Origin of the sequence: Rhodococcus sp. NPDC003318, from assembly GCF_042879035.1 — a bacterium.
In the GTDB taxonomy this organism is placed as follows: Bacteria; Actinomycetota; Actinomycetes; order Mycobacteriales; family Mycobacteriaceae; genus Rhodococcus_G.
This window is the reverse complement of the sequence record NZ_JBIAOU010000006.1, coordinates 82,689-98,039: the sequence shown is the minus strand read 5'-3', so window position 1 is coordinate 98,039 and position 15,351 is coordinate 82,689. Positions and strand designations below refer to the sequence as shown.

At 70.0% G+C, this 15,351-nt stretch carries 19 protein-coding genes and 1 pseudogene; 12 read left to right on the top strand and 8 right to left on the bottom strand.

Annotated elements, in window-relative coordinates; translation table 11 throughout:
* Positions 1–19: 19 nt before the first annotated feature.
* Positions 20–940 (bottom strand): UTP--glucose-1-phosphate uridylyltransferase, encoded by a 921-nt coding sequence (locus ACFYVR_RS12640; RefSeq protein ID WP_387473337.1) that lies wholly within the window; start codon positions 938–940, stop codon positions 20–22.
* 53 nt (positions 941–993) lie between these two features.
* Here ACFYVR_RS12640 and ACFYVR_RS12635 point away from each other — a divergent pair, with 53 nt between their 5' ends.
* The 4 genes from ACFYVR_RS12635 (at position 994) to mscL (ending at position 3,280) form a co-directional block, all read left to right on the top strand.
* On the top strand, positions 994–1,620 hold the full coding sequence (locus ACFYVR_RS12635; RefSeq protein WP_387473335.1) for a 5-formyltetrahydrofolate cyclo-ligase: 627 nt from the start codon (positions 994–996) through the stop codon (positions 1,618–1,620).
* A 109-nt stretch (positions 1,621–1,729) separates the two neighbouring features.
* Positions 1,730–2,014 carry an FmdB family zinc ribbon protein gene (locus ACFYVR_RS12630; RefSeq protein ID WP_387473333.1) on the top strand — a complete coding sequence of 95 codons (285 nt, stop codon included), beginning with the start codon at positions 1,730–1,732 and terminating at the stop codon, positions 2,012–2,014.
* Positions 2,015–2,101: 87 nt separating this feature from the next.
* Positions 2,102–2,770: an SAF domain-containing protein gene (locus tag ACFYVR_RS12625; RefSeq protein WP_387473331.1), complete on the top strand. Its 669-nt coding sequence runs from the start codon at positions 2,102–2,104 to the stop codon at positions 2,768–2,770.
* A gap of 120 nt (positions 2,771–2,890) precedes the next feature.
* Entirely contained in the window at positions 2,891–3,280 is a 390-nt protein-coding gene (gene mscL / locus ACFYVR_RS12620; protein WP_387473329.1) for a large conductance mechanosensitive channel protein MscL, read from the top strand.
* Between the two features lie 254 nt (positions 3,281–3,534).
* On the opposite strand, the gene ACFYVR_RS12615 is transcribed toward mscL, so the two are convergent.
* The 6 genes and pseudogenes from ACFYVR_RS12615 to ACFYVR_RS12590 form a co-directional block, all read right to left on the bottom strand.
* Positions 3,535–4,032, bottom strand: a complete 498-nt coding sequence (locus ACFYVR_RS12615; protein WP_387473327.1) for a molybdenum cofactor biosynthesis protein B — start codon at positions 4,030–4,032, stop codon at positions 3,535–3,537.
* Positions 4,033–4,124: 92 nt separating this feature from the next.
* Positions 4,125–5,690 (bottom strand): trypsin-like peptidase domain-containing protein, encoded by a 1,566-nt coding sequence (locus tag ACFYVR_RS12610; RefSeq protein WP_387473324.1) that lies wholly within the window; start codon positions 5,688–5,690, stop codon positions 4,125–4,127.
* A 109-nt stretch (positions 5,691–5,799) separates the two neighbouring features.
* Positions 5,800–7,269 (bottom strand): ATP-binding protein, encoded by a 1,470-nt coding sequence (locus ACFYVR_RS12605; protein ID WP_387473678.1) that lies wholly within the window; start codon positions 7,267–7,269, stop codon positions 5,800–5,802.
* Entirely contained in the window at positions 7,269–7,955 is a 687-nt protein-coding gene (locus ACFYVR_RS12600) for a response regulator transcription factor (RefSeq protein WP_387473322.1), read from the bottom strand. The genes ACFYVR_RS12605 and ACFYVR_RS12600 overlap by 1 nt, the downstream gene beginning before the upstream one ends.
* Before the next feature lie 73 nt (positions 7,956–8,028).
* Entirely contained in the window at positions 8,029–8,640 is a 612-nt protein-coding gene (locus tag ACFYVR_RS12595) for a trimeric intracellular cation channel family protein (RefSeq protein ID WP_387473320.1), read from the bottom strand.
* Between the two features lie 124 nt (positions 8,641–8,764).
* A pseudogene (locus ACFYVR_RS12590) lies at positions 8,765–9,208 on the bottom strand (GTP-binding protein); the annotation flags it as partial.
* A 105-nt stretch (positions 9,209–9,313) separates the two neighbouring features.
* On the opposite strand from ACFYVR_RS12590, the gene rpmB reads away from it, so the two are divergent.
* From rpmB to rpsR, 4 genes are read left to right on the top strand one after another with little or no spacing between them, the layout of a single operon-like run.
* Positions 9,314–9,550: a 50S ribosomal protein L28 gene (gene rpmB, locus ACFYVR_RS12585; protein ID WP_387473318.1), complete on the top strand. Its 237-nt coding sequence runs from the start codon at positions 9,314–9,316 to the stop codon at positions 9,548–9,550.
* Positions 9,547–9,717: a 50S ribosomal protein L33 gene (gene rpmG, locus ACFYVR_RS12580; RefSeq protein ID WP_387473675.1), complete on the top strand. Its 171-nt coding sequence runs from the start codon at positions 9,547–9,549 to the stop codon at positions 9,715–9,717. The genes rpmB and rpmG overlap by 4 nt, the downstream gene beginning before the upstream one ends.
* On the top strand, positions 9,718–10,023 hold the full coding sequence (gene rpsN / locus ACFYVR_RS12575) for a 30S ribosomal protein S14 (protein WP_387473315.1): 306 nt from the start codon (positions 9,718–9,720) through the stop codon (positions 10,021–10,023).
* 17 nt (positions 10,024–10,040) lie between these two features.
* A complete protein-coding gene (gene rpsR, locus ACFYVR_RS12570) occupies positions 10,041–10,298 on the top strand; it encodes a 30S ribosomal protein S18 (protein ID WP_387473312.1) in 258 nt (85 codons plus the stop codon).
* A gap of 139 nt (positions 10,299–10,437) precedes the next feature.
* Here the strand turns inward: rpsR and ACFYVR_RS12565 are convergent, their stop codons facing one another.
* Complete coding sequence (locus ACFYVR_RS12565) at positions 10,438–11,247, bottom strand: RsiV family protein (RefSeq protein WP_387473309.1); 810 nt, start codon at positions 11,245–11,247, stop codon at positions 10,438–10,440.
* A 183-nt stretch (positions 11,248–11,430) separates the two neighbouring features.
* Between ACFYVR_RS12565 and ACFYVR_RS12560 the strand changes: the two genes are divergently transcribed.
* From ACFYVR_RS12560 to ACFYVR_RS12545, 4 genes are all read left to right on the top strand, one after another.
* Positions 11,431–12,159 carry an IclR family transcriptional regulator gene (locus ACFYVR_RS12560; protein ID WP_387473307.1) on the top strand — a complete coding sequence of 243 codons (729 nt, stop codon included), beginning with the start codon at positions 11,431–11,433 and terminating at the stop codon, positions 12,157–12,159.
* A gap of 108 nt (positions 12,160–12,267) precedes the next feature.
* Positions 12,268–13,206 (top strand): TauD/TfdA dioxygenase family protein, encoded by a 939-nt coding sequence (locus ACFYVR_RS12555; protein WP_387473305.1) that lies wholly within the window; start codon positions 12,268–12,270, stop codon positions 13,204–13,206.
* 1 nt (position 13,207) lies between these two features.
* Positions 13,208–14,140, top strand: a complete 933-nt coding sequence (locus ACFYVR_RS12550; protein ID WP_387473302.1) for a TauD/TfdA dioxygenase family protein — start codon at positions 13,208–13,210, stop codon at positions 14,138–14,140.
* 12 nt (positions 14,141–14,152) lie between these two features.
* Positions 14,153–15,238, top strand: coding sequence for an ABC transporter substrate-binding protein (locus ACFYVR_RS12545; protein ID WP_387473673.1), 1,086 nt, complete (start codon positions 14,153–14,155; stop codon positions 15,236–15,238).
* Positions 15,239–15,351: the final 113 nt, after the last annotated feature.

Below are 15,351 nucleotides of genomic sequence, written 5' to 3'. Positions count from 1 at the left end.
TCGCTGCCTCCCGACCCCACTACCGGCCCGTCTGCTGCAGTCTCTCGAGGAGCCACTCACGCAGCGACGGACCGTACTCTTCACTGTCGAGCGCAAAGTCAACCGCAGCGCGCAGGTACCCGCCGGGATTTCCGAGGTCGTGTCTTCCGCCGCGGTGCACCACCACGTGAACGGGGTGACCCTCGTCGATCAGCAGCGCGATCGCATCGGTCAGCTGCAGCTCGCCGCCCTGTCCGGGTGTGATCCGCCGCAGCGCGTCGAAGATCGCCCGATCGAGCAGGTACCGGCCCGCCGCCGCGAACGTGGACGGTGCGTCCTCCGGCTTCGGCTTCTCGACCATGCCGGTGACCTTGAGCACGTCGGGGTTGACCGCGTCCGGGACCTCCTCGACCTCGAACACGCCGTACGCGCTGACCTCCTCCTTCGGGACGTCGATCGCGCACAGCACGCTGCCGCCGCGCTTGGCGCGCACCCGTGCCATCGTCTCGAGCACGCCCCGCGGCATCACCAGGTCGTCGGGCAGCAGCACGGCGATCGCGTCCTCGTCGTCGTCGAGGACCGATTCGACACACCCGACGGCGTGCCCGAGCCCGAGCGGTTCGTCCTGCACGACGGACTCGACCTGGAGCAGGCCCTGGGCCTTGCGCACCTTCTCGAGCAGGTGCGACTTGCCGCTGGCCTCGAGCTTGCTCTCGAGCACCAGATCCTCGACGAAGTGCGCGACGACACCGTCCTTGCCCTCGGAGGTGACGATGACGAGCCGGTTCGCGCCGGAGTCGGCAGCTTCACCGGCGACCAATTCGATGCCCGGCGTGTCGACCACCGGCAGCAGTTCCTTCGGCACCGTCTTGGTCGCGGGGAGGAACCGGGTACCCAGTCCCGCCGCGGGCACGACCGCAGTGCGGAATGCCTTGGAGATGTTGGTGCCGGAGTCTGTCATGGGCCACACCATATAGGCCGTGCCTGTGAAGACGGGATCCTAGGGTTGTCGGTATGAGAAGGCCGACCCCTGCGCCGCAGCCCTCACCCGACACGGCCGGAGCTGCGACGAAGACACAGTGGCGTGAGGAGATTCTGGCTCGGCGCCGCGAGGTGACCGCCGCCGTCCGGGACGCCGAGACCGCGGCGCTGACGACGGCGGTCACCGCTCTCGGGCGCGAGCTCGGGCGCGGGGCGACGGTGTGCGCGTACGTCCCGGTCGGCGGCGAGCCCGGTGGGACGGCGATGCTCGACGCCCTGGCCGCCTCCGTCGGCCGGGTGCTGCTGCCGGTCGCGCGGGAGCCGGGCCCCCTCCGGTGGGCGACGTACGACGGGGTGGACGCGCTGGTCCGTGCACCGTTCGGCCTGCGTGAGCCGGCACCGCCCTTCCTGCCCCCCGAGAGCGTCGCCGAGGCGACGATGCTGCTCGTGCCCGCCCTCGCGGTGGACCGCCGCGGCGTCCGGCTCGGCCGCGGCGCCGGGTTCTACGACCGCACTCTCGGGCTGGCCGCGGGCGCCCGGCTGGTCGCGGTCGTCCGCGACGACGAGCTGGTCGCGCGACTGCCGGAGGATGCGCACGACGTCCGGATGCACGAGGCACTCACCCCGGGCGGTGGCCTGCAGGTGCTCGGGCAGGAATAGGTGGCAGGAATAGGTGTCGGATTACCGGTGTTGGCACTCGAGACGGTAAAGTGCCAATGCCTGCTGTATCCCCGACGCAGGCCCGAGTATCCGCGCGGAGGAACCTGCAGTGCCCACCTACTCCTATGCCTGCACCGAATGCGACAACCGCTTCGACATCGTGCAGTCGTTCAGCGACGACACCCTGACGGTGTGCCCCGAGTGCAGCGGAAAGCTTCGCAAGCTGTTCAACTCGGTCGGCATCGTGTTCAAGGGCAGCGGGTTCTACCGCACCGACAGCCGCGGCGGCGGCAGCACGGCCAGCGAGCCGGCGAAGTCGGATTCGAGCTCCTCCACCAAGTCGGACTCCTCGTCGTCGACGAGCACCCCGGCTCCGGCCGCAGCCGCCGGCTAGTTCGAGAATTCCACAGCCCGCCGGATCCATCCACAGGACGGGTCCGCGGGCCCCTGGCCACGCTCGTTCGCGTCCTACCGTGTCCGCATGGACCACGACACCGAGCGTCGCCGTGACGACCTGTCCCCGACACCGGTCGAGCGACTTGCCCGCCTGACCCGGCCCGACTGGGTCCACACGGCCGCCGCGCGGCGGGTGGCCGCCGGTGTCCTGTGCGTGCTTGCGTTGATTCTCGCCGTGCGGGGTGATCCCGACTCCGATCAGGTCGCGATCGTCACCGCCGCCCGCGACCTCGCGCCCGGCTCCGCCGTCACCGAGGCCGACGTGCGGCTCGCCACCGTTGCCGCGGACACCGTCCCCGACGGTTCCCTCCGGACGGTCGACGACGCGATCGGGCACACGCTCGCCGGCCCCGCCCGCTCGGGCGAACCGCTCACCGACGTGCGACTGCTCGGCCCCCGACTGGCCGCGGCGACGGCGGGTGCGGACGCCCGCATCGTGCCGCTGCGCATCGACGACACCGAGATAGCGGGACTGTTGCGGGCCGGCGACCGGGTCGACATCCTCACGGTCGACGTCGAAGAATCGACCCAGCCGCGTCTGCTCGCCTCCGATGCCGCGGTGGTACTGGTCACGCCCGGCGAGGCCGGCCGCGCGGCCCGCGAACCGGTCGTCCTCGTGGCGCTTCCCGCCGACGTCGCGACCACCGTCGCGGCGGCCGCCCTCGGTAGCGCCGTGACCGTCACCCTGCACTGACCGTCCAGATCACATTCCGCGCGCGTCCCGCGTGTGCGGTTGCCGACCTTCGGAGGCGGTCCTTAGCATGCTGAATGTCCACGCCCCGTCACAGATACGATCGAAACGAGGACCAGGCCAATGCTCAAAGGCTTCAAGGACTTCCTGCTCAAAGGCAATGTGCTCGATCTCGCGGTCGCGGTCGTGGTCGGGGCCGCGTTCACCGCGATCGTCACGGCGTTCACCGAGAACATCATCAACCCGCTGATCGCCAGCTTGGGCGGCGCCGACGAGATGGGCTTCGGCTTCCAGATCACCGACAGCCCGGAGACGTTCGTCAACATCGGCGCGGTCATCTCCGCCGGGATCAACTTCGTGATCATCGCGGCGGTGGTCTACTTCATCCTCATCGTTCCGTACAACCACGCCAAGGAGCGTTTCCTCACCACGGAGGAGGCCAAGGCCACCGACATCGAACTGCTCACCGAGATCCGCGATCTCCTCGCCGATCGGCCGCTCGCCCGCGAGTGAGCCACCACGCACCCCCGAAGGGCCCGTACCGAAACCGGTACGGGCCCTTCGGGTGTGCGTGGTCAGCGCGGTCAGCCGTGGTGCGGGGGCACCTGCCGACGCAGCCATTCGTCACCGTCCGGTTCGCCGCGGCGGTCGTCGCCGCGTTCGTCGCGGGTCGTCTCCGGAAGCACGTCGCCGAAGATGCGCGCCAGCTTCGCCCGGTCGACCGGGTCGGGGCCGGGGCGGCTGCTGGACGCGTCGTCGGTGATGGCCTACTCCTCGATCCCGGAGAGCTCGCCGATGACGAGGCTCGCGAGCGGCGTCAGGGTCGCCATGCCGTCGCGGACCGCCGCCCGCGAGGAGGCGAGGTTGACGACGAGGGTGCTGCCCGAAACCCCGGCCAGCCCTCGCGAGAGCCCGGCGTCGACCGCACCCGCCGCGAGTCCCGACGACCGCAGCGCCTCGCCGATGCCCGGGATCTCCCGGTCCAGCACGGCCGCGGTCGCGTCGGGGGTGACATCGCGCGGCGAGACGCCGGTACCGCCGACGGAGATGACCAGGTCGACTCCGCCGATGACGGCGGTGTTGAGCGCGTTGCGGACCTCGACCTCGTCCGCCGCGACCGCGACCACCGCGTCGACGAGGAAACCGGCCTCGGCGAGCAACTCGGTGACGAGCGGCCCGGTGGAGTCCACCTCGTCGCCGTGGGCGGTTCGGTCGTCGACGATGACCACGAGCGCGCGGCCTGCCAGCGGGGCTTCGATGTCCATGGTCCCTACCGTAGTGGCACCGGCGTCGACCGACCCGGATCGGCCGCCAATCCATCGGATCGGGCCGGGTCGGGATGCGTCAGCACGCGGCATCAGCGACCACCCTGGGTCGGCGCCTCCGCGAGAGTGACCTCGACGGTCTTCGCGTTCGCACCGTTGGCGTCGGTGTAGGTGATCTGGACCTTGTCGCCGGGGGCGTGCGAGCGGATCGCCGCGATCAGCGCGTCGCCGCTGTCGATGACCCGGTCGTCGACCTTGGTGATGACCGACCCCTTCGGGATGCCGGCCTGCTGGGCCGGTCCCCCCGCGGTGACGTCCTGGACGCCCGCGCCGTGCGAGGTGTCCTGCGAGGACACGGACACCCCGATGATCGCCTGGGAGGCCTTGCCGGTCTGGACCAGCTCGTCGGCGACCCGCCGCGCCTGGTCGACGGGGATCGCGAACCCGAGACCGATCGAGCCGCCCTGCTGGCCGGTCGCGTCGCCGCCGAGGGTGGCGATGGCGGTGTTGATGCCGATCAGCTGCCCGTCCATGTTCACCAGCGCACCACCCGAGTTGCCGGGGTTGATGGCGGCATCGGTCTGGATGGCGTCGATCACGGAGTTCTGGTTGCCCGACTCGCCGCTGGTGGAGACGGGCCGGTTCAGAGCGGAGACGATGCCGCTGGTCACGGTTCCGGCCAGGCCGAGGGGCGAACCGATCGCGACGACCGGCTGCCCGACCTGCAGGTCGTCCGAGTTGCCGAGTTCGATCGGCGTCAGGTCGGTGCGGCCCTCGACCTTGATGACCGCGATGTCCGACATCGGGTCGGCGCCGACGAGTGTCGCCGCGGCGGTGGTGCCGTCGGAGAACGCCACCGTGAGCTTGCCGTCGGCGCCCGCACCGGTCGCGACGTGGTTGTTGGTCAGGATCAGACCGTCGGAGGACAACACGATGCCCGACCCCTCGCCCTCCGCCCGCGCGCCGGTCACCTGGATCTGCACCACGCTCGGGAGCACCTTCTGAGCGACCGCCTGAACGGTGCCCGCCGGCGCGTTCGCGGTCTGGGTGGCGGTGGCGCGGGGGGCGGACAGCGCGTTGGTCACCGGGCCGGAGGCGCCGCCGTCCGCGCTCCAGGCACCGACCGCGCCACCGATGCCGCCGCTGACCAGGGCGAGCGCGACAGCACCCGCGACGAGGGCGGTGCGGCCCTTCTTCGGCTTGGTCTCGGTGCTCGCCGGGTACTGGCTCGACGTCGGCGCCCCGGCACCCGGGTACGCCCCGGCCGCGGGCGGCGCGTCCTGCTGCTGGTAGTTCCCGTACGGCGCCTGCTGCCCGTACCCGGGCTGCTGGTAGTGCTGCGCCGCAGTCGGGTACTGCGCAGTCGGATGATCCGAGTGCGGGTACTGCGCGGTCGGCTGCTGGGCGGTCGGCTGCTGGGCGGTCGGCTGCTGGGCGGTCGGCTGCTGGGCGGTCGGCTGCTGCGCGGTCGGCTGCTGCGCGGTCGGCTGCTGCGCGGTCGGCTGCTGCGCGGTCGGCTGGTTCGGCGCCCAGGGTGACCCCTGCTGGCCTGCCGGGTTGTGACCGGGAACGCTCTGGCCGGCCGGGTTGTGACCGGGAACGCTCTGGCCGGTCGGGTTCTGGCCGGGGTGGTTCCGGCCGCTGTGATCGTCGGTCATGACTGTGTGTGGTCCGTTCTCCCCTGCGCACCCGCCGGGTGCGACCTTCGTCGATCTCGTTGCCATTCAGACTGACCGGTCGGGCTGAGAGGGTGCTGAGATCGTCCTTTCAGTTTGCCGAGACCTTGCTCTCGTCCCTGTCCCCAGCTGTGACCCCCGACTCACCGGGCAGCACCATCGTGATCAGCGCGCCGCCTCGTTCGGAGACGCCGGCCTCCACCGTGCCACCGTGCTTGACGACGACCTGCCGGACGATGGCCAGGCCGAGGCCGGAGCCTGGCATCGATCGCGCATCCATCGACCGGTAGAACCGCTCGAACACCAGTTGCCGGTCCTCCTCGGGAATCCCGGGGCCCGCGTCGTCGACGGTCAGCGCCAGGTGACCGGAGTCGAGCGGACGCATCCGGACGCGGACCTCGACGCCCGGCGGGCTCCACTTCGCCGCGTTGTCGAGCACGTTGAGCACGGCACGCGACAGACCGGCACCGTCTCCGTGGACGAACCACGGCGACATCTCGGCCTCGAAGTCCACCTCGTTCCGCCGCCGACGCACCCGTTCGAGGGACCGTTCCACGGTGTCCGCCAGGTCGATTCGCTCGTGCACCGTCTCCGGCGCGTCCTCGCGGGCCAGATCGACCAGATCGCCGACGAGAGTGGACATCTCCTCGATCTGCGCGATGACGTCGGCCTGAAGTTCCGCCATGTCCTCGTCCGGGATCTGCGGCGCGCCGGGACGGCGGGAGGCGATCAGCAGTTCCATGTTGGTGCGCAACGAGGTCAGCGGGGTCCGCAGCTCGTGCCCCGCGTCGGCGACCAGCCTGCTCTGCCGGTCCCGGGACTCCGCCAGGGCACGCAACATCGTGTTGAACGAGACCGTCAGCCGGGCGAGTTCGTCGTTGCCGGTGACCGGGATCGGCGTCAGCTCGTCGGTGCGCGCGATCCGCTCGGTCGCCGCCGTGAGCCGCGCGACGGGCCGCAACCCGGTGCGCCCCACCGTCATTCCGGCGAGCGCGGCCAACCCGACACCGCAACCGCCGACCACGAACAGCACCCAGGCGAGCCGCTCGAGCACCTCCTTCGTGGGGGCGAGGCGCTGGGCGATCACCAGGGTCGACCCGAGGTTGGTCCGCTGCGCCAACACCCGCTGCCCCGACAGGGTCCGCAACGTCGACTCGTGGACGCCCTCGGCGACGGACATCTCGGCCTCGCCGATCGGGGTGTTCGACCCGGGCGGCATGTACACCGTCCGGTCCGGGAAGATCAGCGCCACGCTGATGTCGTTCGAGTAGACCGTCGCCATCGACACCGACCGGATGTCGAGGGCGTCGAAGTTGTTGTCGATCAACGTCGTTGCGCGACTGCGCAGCTGCGAATCGACGTCGTTGTACAGCGCGCGCGAGACCACGACGTAGGCGGCGATCGCCATCACCGCCACCGCGATGGCCACGACGGACGCCGCGAGCAGCGTCACCCGCCACCGCAGGGACACCGACCGGGTCAGCGGCATCGGTGGACGCATCTCGGGAATCGCATGGGGCGCCGCGGAATCCGCGGCCGAACGGGAGAACGGGGCAACCATCACGGAGGCGTCTCCCGCAGCACGTAGCCGACCCCGCGCACGGTGTGGATCAGGCGGGGCTCGCCGTCCGCCTCGGTCTTGCGGCGCAGGTACCCGACGTACACCTCGAGCGCGTTGCCGGACGTCGGGAAGTCGTAGCCCCACACCTCCTCGAGGATGCGACTACGGGAGAGCACCCGACGAGGATTGGCCATCAGCATCTCGAGCAGCGAGAACTCGGTGCGGGTGAGGCTGATCGACCGGCCCTTGCGGTTCACCTCGCGGGTGACGGGATCGAGGGTCAGGTCCTCGAAGGTCAGCATCTCCGAATCCTCCCCGCCGCCGGGCGCGGCGCGGCGCAGCAGCGCGCGCAGACGCGCGAGGAGTTCCTCGAGGGCGAACGGCTTCGGAAGGTAGTCGTCGGCGCCCGCATCGAGGCCGGCGACCCGCTCGGACACCGAGTCCCGCGCGGTGAGCACCAGGATCGGCAGGTCGTCGCCTGCACTGCGCAACCGGCGGCACACCTCGAGTCCGTCGAGGCGGGGCATCATCACGTCGAGCACCACGGCGTCGGGACGCGAGGCGGCCACCTTCTCGAGTGCATCGAGACCGTCGACGGCGAGGTCGACGGTGTACCCGTTGAAGGTCAGGGAACGGCGGAGTGACTCCCGCACGGCTCGGTCGTCGTCGACCACCAGGATGCGCATGCTGACCAGTTTCCACCCGGCGACTGAGATCGTGCTGAGAGGTCGCTGAACCGTGTCGCGCAAAATCCGGTGCTCACACGTCCACGTGCCGGGGGCCGGGCAGGTTCCACTTCCGCCACAGGGCCAGCAGCCGAAGCACCGACGCCGAGATCGTCCCGACCAGCAGGCCGGTGTTGGCGCCGAGGCCCGCCGCCGCACACGCCACGACCACCGTCGACCCGACGAGCGCCGGGATGGCGTAGAGGTCGCGGTGCAGCAGCAGCGGCAGTTCGTTGACCAGGATGTCGCGGAGCACGCCGCCGCCGATGGCGGTGGTCGCGCCGATCAGCATCGCCGCCTGACTACTCGCCCCGACATCGAGTGCGATGGTCGCCCCACTGCTCGCGAACAGGCCCATGCCGACGGCGTCGAGGACGAGGATCTCGCGGCGCAGCCGACGGACCGCGGCGTGCGCGAAGAACACCACCACCGACGTGACCAGCGCGGTCGTGAAGTACCTCCACGTGTTCAGCGACGTCGGCGGCGTGATGCCCAGCAGCACGTCACGCAGCACGCCGCCACCGATCGCGGTGAACACCCCGATCAGCGCGACGCCGAAGAAGTCGAGCCGCTTGGTGACCGCCACCAGGGCGCCCGACGCGGCGAACGCGACCACGCCGACCAGTTCGAGGACGTTGAGCAGCACGATGTCACATCATCCCTGCCGGACGGGCGTGGCGGCGTCAGCGGTCCCGTGTCACCGCGTGGGCGCTGCGCGACTGTGAGTCCTTTTGGTCCGCGGGCGGGCCGGAAGGACTCACGGGCGCTGAACCGGTGGCGTCGGCGAGCCAGGTGGCGGCGTCGATGCAAGTGAGAACGGCGTCGATGCGGACGTCGCGGGACGCGGGACCGTCGAGTTGCCCGACCACGCCGGTGACGTGGACCTCCTCGATCGCCCGGCAGACCGTCTCCGGGTCGAGGGTGCGGTCGAGGTGCAGCGCGATGCGCCGGACGGAGTCGCGGGCGTGCAGGCGTCGCAGCAGGGGCAGCAGGTCCTCCCGGAGTGTGCAGCTCACGCAGCCGTGGGCGAGTTCGAGGACGGCGGTGTCGGTCGTCCCGGCCGCGGTGGTGACGGTGCGGCGGACCACTCCCTCACGCAGGTGGTCGAGGTCGTGGTGGACGAGGACGGTGCCCTCGGTGAGCAGGTCCGCCGCGACGGCAGCGGTGTGGTGCCAGCCCGAGACGAGGACGACCGGTGTTCGTCGGTCGGTCACGACGACTCCTTTCGACAACGATTGTCATTACTTGTTTCGTGACGCTACAGTGCAAACCGGTCATTGTCGAAAACCGTTTTCACTATCACTTCGAAGGAGGCACTCGTGTCGGCGCACTGCCAGGTGACCGGACGCTCCCCCGGATTCGGGAAGTCCGTGTCGCACTCCCACGTCCGAACCAACCGCCGCTGGGACCCGAACATCCAGCGCAAGACCTACTACCTGCCCAGCGAGGGCCGCCGGATCACCCTCACCGTCTCGGCCAAGGGCATCAAGACCATCGACCGGGACGGCATCGAAGCCGTCGTCGCCCGGATCCGGGCCCGAGGGGAGCGCGTCTGATGGCCAAGAGCACCGACATCCGGCCGGTCGTGAAACTGAAGTCCACAGCGGGCACCGGATTCACCTACGTCACCCGCAAGAACCGGCGCAACGACCCCGACCGGCTGATGCTGCGCAAGTACGACCCCGTCGTCCGGCGCCACGTCGACTTCCGTGAGGAGCGCTGAATGGCGAAGAAGTCGAAGGTGGTTCGGAACGAGCAGCGGGCACTGGTCGTCGCGCGGTACGCGGAACGCCACGCCGAGCTGAAGGAGATCGTGCGGCGGCCATCGACCAGCGACGCAGAGCGTGCCGCGGCCCGGAGTGCGCTGCAGCGTCTACCCCGTGATGCCAGTCCGGTACGATTGCGTAATCGTGACGCTGCGGACGGTCGTCCGCGCGGCCACCTGCGAAAGTTCGGGCTCTCCCGCGTGCGCGTGCGCGAGCTGGCCCATCGCGGGGAACTGCCCGGCGTGCGCAAGTCCAGCTGGTAAGACTCGAGAGGGAAGCAATGGCAGTCAAGAGGAGCCCGTCGAAGAAGCCCCGCGGTGCGGAGGCCGGCCGTAAGCCCAAGAAGAACCCGCTGTTCGCGGCCAAGATCGAGCACGTCGACTACAAGGACGTGAACCTGCTCCGCACGTTCATCTCCGACCGCGGCAAGATCCGCAGCCGTCGCGTCACCGGTCTGACCCCGCAGCAGCAGCGGCAGGTTGCCGTCGCGGTGAAGAACGCCCGCGAGATGGCCCTGCTGCCGTTCACCAGCCGGTAGGCACAGTTTCTCCGAGAGGCCGCACAGTCCGACGACTGTGCGGCCTCTCGCATGTCCGCCCCTTCCGCCGAGTGTGCGACTGCTCGGGGGGGACCGTCGCATCGCCCGAGTGCGCGCGCGGGAGGGTGCACACTCGGCGTCAGCTGGAGACGACCCCGACCATCGCCGGCGCCATCACGTCCTGCAGCCGCTCCCACGGCACCGTCACCTCGACCAGCCCGACGGCGTGCGGCCCGACCTGGTAGTCCTGGAAGTGGATCTCCATGCCCTCCGGGGTGGCGAGCCAGTTCGCGAAATTCCGATGGGTCGGTTCGATTCCGGTACGGTCGAACTCCGCGCCCGCCGCGGTCGCGGGCAGCAGCCGTGCCGACTCCTCCGAGAGTCGGTCGAGGCCGGCCTGCAGATCGGGGAACAGGGTGTTGAGGGTGACCGGCTGCGCACTGTCTGCGTCGATCACCACCGTCGCGACCAGTGGTGTCGGATGCGCACCCGGCGGGTCGGCGTTCCAGGACGTCACGAGGAGCCCACTGAGCACCCGCGACCCGATGTGCGCGACCCGGGACTCGTCGCGGCCTCCGAGGGTGAAGCTCTCCCCCGCCGCCCCGTCGATCTGGTCCTGCAGCGCGGCCCGGATCGACTCGTTGAACTCCGCCGCCACCGCCGGGTCGCCACCCTCGACCTGGGGCACCTCGACGTCGTAGCGGACGCGGCCGGTGTCCCCGGTGACCTGCACCGACGTTGCCGAGTACCCGTCCTCGGACGGCGCCGGCGGCACCGGGAGGGCGGGTGGGGCACTCGACGCGGCCGGCTGGGCACTGGTCGCGGGTGCGGTCGCGACACCGTTCGTCTCGCTCGAACACGCGGCGGCGCCGACGACGAATGCAGCGGCCACGGGCACCGCGACAACCCGAGCGAATGACATCGGCCGAGGCCCCGAATTGATCACCATGCGCTCATCCTCGCGATCGGCCGGGGCACGGACAAGCGGACGCGCGGCAGCGACGCGAGCCGGGCGACGATCGGGTTCGACGACCCCGCGCGCGAAATTGTTGACCACCGTCGCCGGGCGCGTGATAGTCACGCTGACCGACGGCCCCGACCGAGTGCGGGGGCGACAACCGTGCGAGGTGCCATGACGACATCACCGGATCCAGCGAGGACCGGCTCGCGTGCGATCGAACGCGCCGCCCTGGTCCTCGCGTGTTTCGACGACGGCGCGCTCGAGCTGACGGTCAGTTCCCTGGCGGCTCGGACCGGCCTGCCCGTGAGCAGTGCGCACCGCATCGCGCAGGCGCTCGTGCGGGGCGGGCTTCTCGAGCGGGCATCCGGCAGGGACGGGTACCGCATCGGGCCGGGCCTGATCGCACTCGCGGTGCCACCTCTCGTCCGGATGGGTGTGGACGCCTGCGCGCCGCAGTTGTACGCACTGGCGGCCGGCATCAGCATCACCGCGAGCCTCGGCGTGGTCCGCGGCGACGAGGCGCTCACCGTCTTCTCGGCGCGACCGCCGGAAAGCTTCTGTGATGCCCAGATTCCGCGCGCCCGCCAACCCGTCGGCAGCAGCGTCATGGGCCGTGCGATGCTGGCCTTCGAACCGCACCGCCGTCCGGGGTCGGTGTCCGGGGCGGACCTGGACCGGATTCGCCGACGCGGATTCGCGGTCGACGTCGATGCCGACGACCCCACCGTCCTCGCGGTGGCGGTTCCGGTCTTCGACGACGCCCGCCGCCCCTGGGGCGCAGTGGGTGTCCAGGCGCAGCGTCACCGCCTCACCGATCCGGTGGTGCGCAGGATCGTTCCCGCGATGCAGCACGCCGCCAGTCGCATCACCGCAGCTCACGGCGAAATAGACTCACGCTGAGTGTTTTTCGCATGGTGGAAACCGCCTTCCGCGACCTCGCCAGCTGGGTCAGGGTGATGGAGACGGCCCGCACGAGGCCGAGAAGCGCACAGCCCGAGGGGGATTCACATGACGATTGCACCGGACCTGCCCACCGCGACCGACGTGACGGTTCGACCCGTCGCCGGCCACATCGGCGCCGACATCACCGGGGTCGACCTCCGGGAGCCGCTCTCCGAGCACGATGCCGAGAAGCTGCGGAGGAAGCTGCACAGGTACAAGGTGCTGTTCTTCCGCGACCAGCACATCGACCACGCCCAGCAGATCGCGTTCTCCCGCACCTTCGGCACTGTCACTCCGTCGCACCCGTACGACGACGAGGCCCCCGAGGGGTACCCGGAGATCCTGGCGGTGGACAGCCGCAAGTACGAAAAGCGTTTCGGTCGAACGAAGTACAGCTACGACAACCAGTGGCACACCGACGTCACCGCGGTCGTCAACCCGCCCGCTGTGAGCCTGCTGCGCGCCCACGAGGTACCCGAGCGTGGCGGCGACACGAGCTGGACCAACCTCGTCGCCGCGTACGAGGGTCTTCCGGAATCTCTGCAGCGCCTGGTGGAGGGGCTGCGCGCCGAGCACCGCTTCGGCGGACGCCGGCCGCAGTGGTCCGCGGACAGCGAGTACGGCCGCCGGGTGCGGGAGAACCCGTTCGTCACCGAACATTCCGTTGTCCGCGTGCATCCGGTGACCGGAGAGAAGGCACTGTTCGTCCAACCGGGGTTCACCGCCCGTATCGTCGGTTTGTCGCCGTCGCAGAGTGACCGCCTGCTCGACCTGCTGTTCGAGGAGGTCACCAATCCCGCTTACACCGTGCGGTTCCGGTGGCAGCCGGGGTCGCTGGCCGTGTGGGACAACCGCGCGACCGCGCACCTGGCCCCGACCGACCTCGACCACCTCGACGTCACCCGGGTGCTGTACCGCACCACCATCGAGGGCGACGTGCCGGTCGGGCCGGACGGCCGCGAATCGGTGTCGCTGTCCGGTGCGGCCTTCCGCGGGGAGAAGTGAGATGACCGCCGTCACCGAACCCACGACCACGGTGCGGGTCGCACCCATCGCCGGACACCTCGGGGCCGAGGTGGAGGGGGTCGACCTGCGCGCCGATCTCGACGCCGCCACCGTCGCGCGACTGCGCGCGGCGCTGCTCGAGTACAAGGTGCTGTTCTTCCGCAATCAGCCGCTGACCCACGAGGACCAGATCCGGTTCACCCGCTACTTCGGTCGTATCACCGACTCGCACCCGTACAAGTACGACCCGGATGCCGCGCACCGGGAGATCCTCGAGGTCGACAGCCGCAAGTACGCGGCCCGCGCGGGCACCAAGAAGTACTCGTACGCGAACTTCTGGCACTCGGACATCTCGGCGCTGGTCAATCCACCGGCCATCACGTTCCTGCGGTCCGAGCTGGTACCCGACGTCGGCGGCGACACGACGTGGACGGATCTCGGGGCGGCGTACGCGAATCTGCCGGAGTCGCTGAAGCGTTTCGTCGACGGCCTGCGGGCCGAGCACCGTTTCGGCGGCCGGACGCCGCGCTGGGCGTCCGGCAGTCAGTCGGAACAGCACGTCGTCGACGAGCCGTACGTCACCGAACATCCCGTCGTCCGGGTGCATCCCGAGACCGGGGAGCGAGGGCTGTTCGTCACACCCGGCTTCACCAGCCGAATCCTCGGAGTGTCACCGTCGCAGAGCGACAGGCTGCTGGACCTGCTGTTCGAGGAGATCACCAACCCCGCGTACACGGTGCGGGTGCGGTGGGAGGACGACAGCATCGGCGTGTGGGACAACCGCATCACCGCGCACCAGGCCCCGACCGACCTCGATCACCTCGACGTGGTGCGGGTGCTGCACCGCACCACCGTCGAGGGCGACGTTCCGGTGGGCCCGGACGGGCGGAAGTCGGTGTCGGTCGTCGGCGATCCCTTCCACGGCAAGGACTGAGCGATGATCTCGTTGACGAGGTCGAGGTCGCGCGGACGGTTCGTCGCGGCGGTACTGCTCGTGGCGGTCGCGCTCGTGTCGACGGCGTGCGGCGGCTCGTCCGCGGACTCGGAGGAGGTGTCCGCGGACGGGAAGACGGTACTGCGCTACGAGGGCAGCGCGAGCACGGTCACCTACCCCGAACTCGCCGAGGACCTCGGATACTTCGACACGGTGACGCTGAAGTGGTTGGGTGACAACACGAGCGGCCCGTCGAGCATCCAGAACACGGCGACCGGCCAGACCGAGTTCGGGTCGGCGTTCTACGGGGCGACAGCCAAACTCGTCGACGCCGGCGCGCCGGTGACCACGGTGCTGGCCACCTACGGTTCGGACGGCGACACCGAGGAGGACACCTTCAACGGGTACTACGTCCTCGACGGGAGCCCGCTGACCTCGGCCCGCGACCTGCTCGGCAAGAAGGTCGGGATCAACACCCTCGGCGCCTACCACGAGTACGTGATCAAGGAGTGGCTGTTCCGGGCGGGTCTGTCAGACGACGAGATCAAGCAGGTCGAACTGGTCGTGGTGCCTCCGCTCAACACCGAACAGGCACTGCGCCAGGGCCAGATCGACGTCGGCAACCTGGGAGGGGTGGTCAAGGACGCCGCACTCGTGCGGGGTGGACTGCGGCCGCTGTTCACCGACGTCGATCTGACCGGGCCGCTCGGGATCGGAGGATTCGCGTTCCGGGACGACTACATCGCCGAACACCGGGAGGCGGTCGCCGACTTCGTCCAGGGCACGGCGCGCGCACTGCGTTGGGCACAGACCGCGCCGCGTCAGGAGGTGATCGACCGTTTCGTCACGATCATCGAGGGGCGTGGACGCAACGAGAACACCGAGTTCGTGAAGCAGTGGAAGAGTTCGGGGGTGCCGACACCGGGTGGGGTGATCAGCGCCGAGGAGTTCCAGATCTGGATCGACCAGAGTGTGCGGCAGGGCCTCCTCGAGGCCGGCGCCGTCAAGGCCGACGCACTGTTCACCAACGAGTTCAACCCGTACGCGAACGGGACGTACCCGCCCGACAGCGGACCCGACGGAGAGCCCGTGACGTAGCCGCTGTCGCGTGACCGTGTCCCCGTGCCGACACCTGTTCGGCGCGGGGCACCGTCGCGCCCGGGACGTGTACCCCACCACGCCACCGTCCCGATATCCCCCGCGTATGGGAT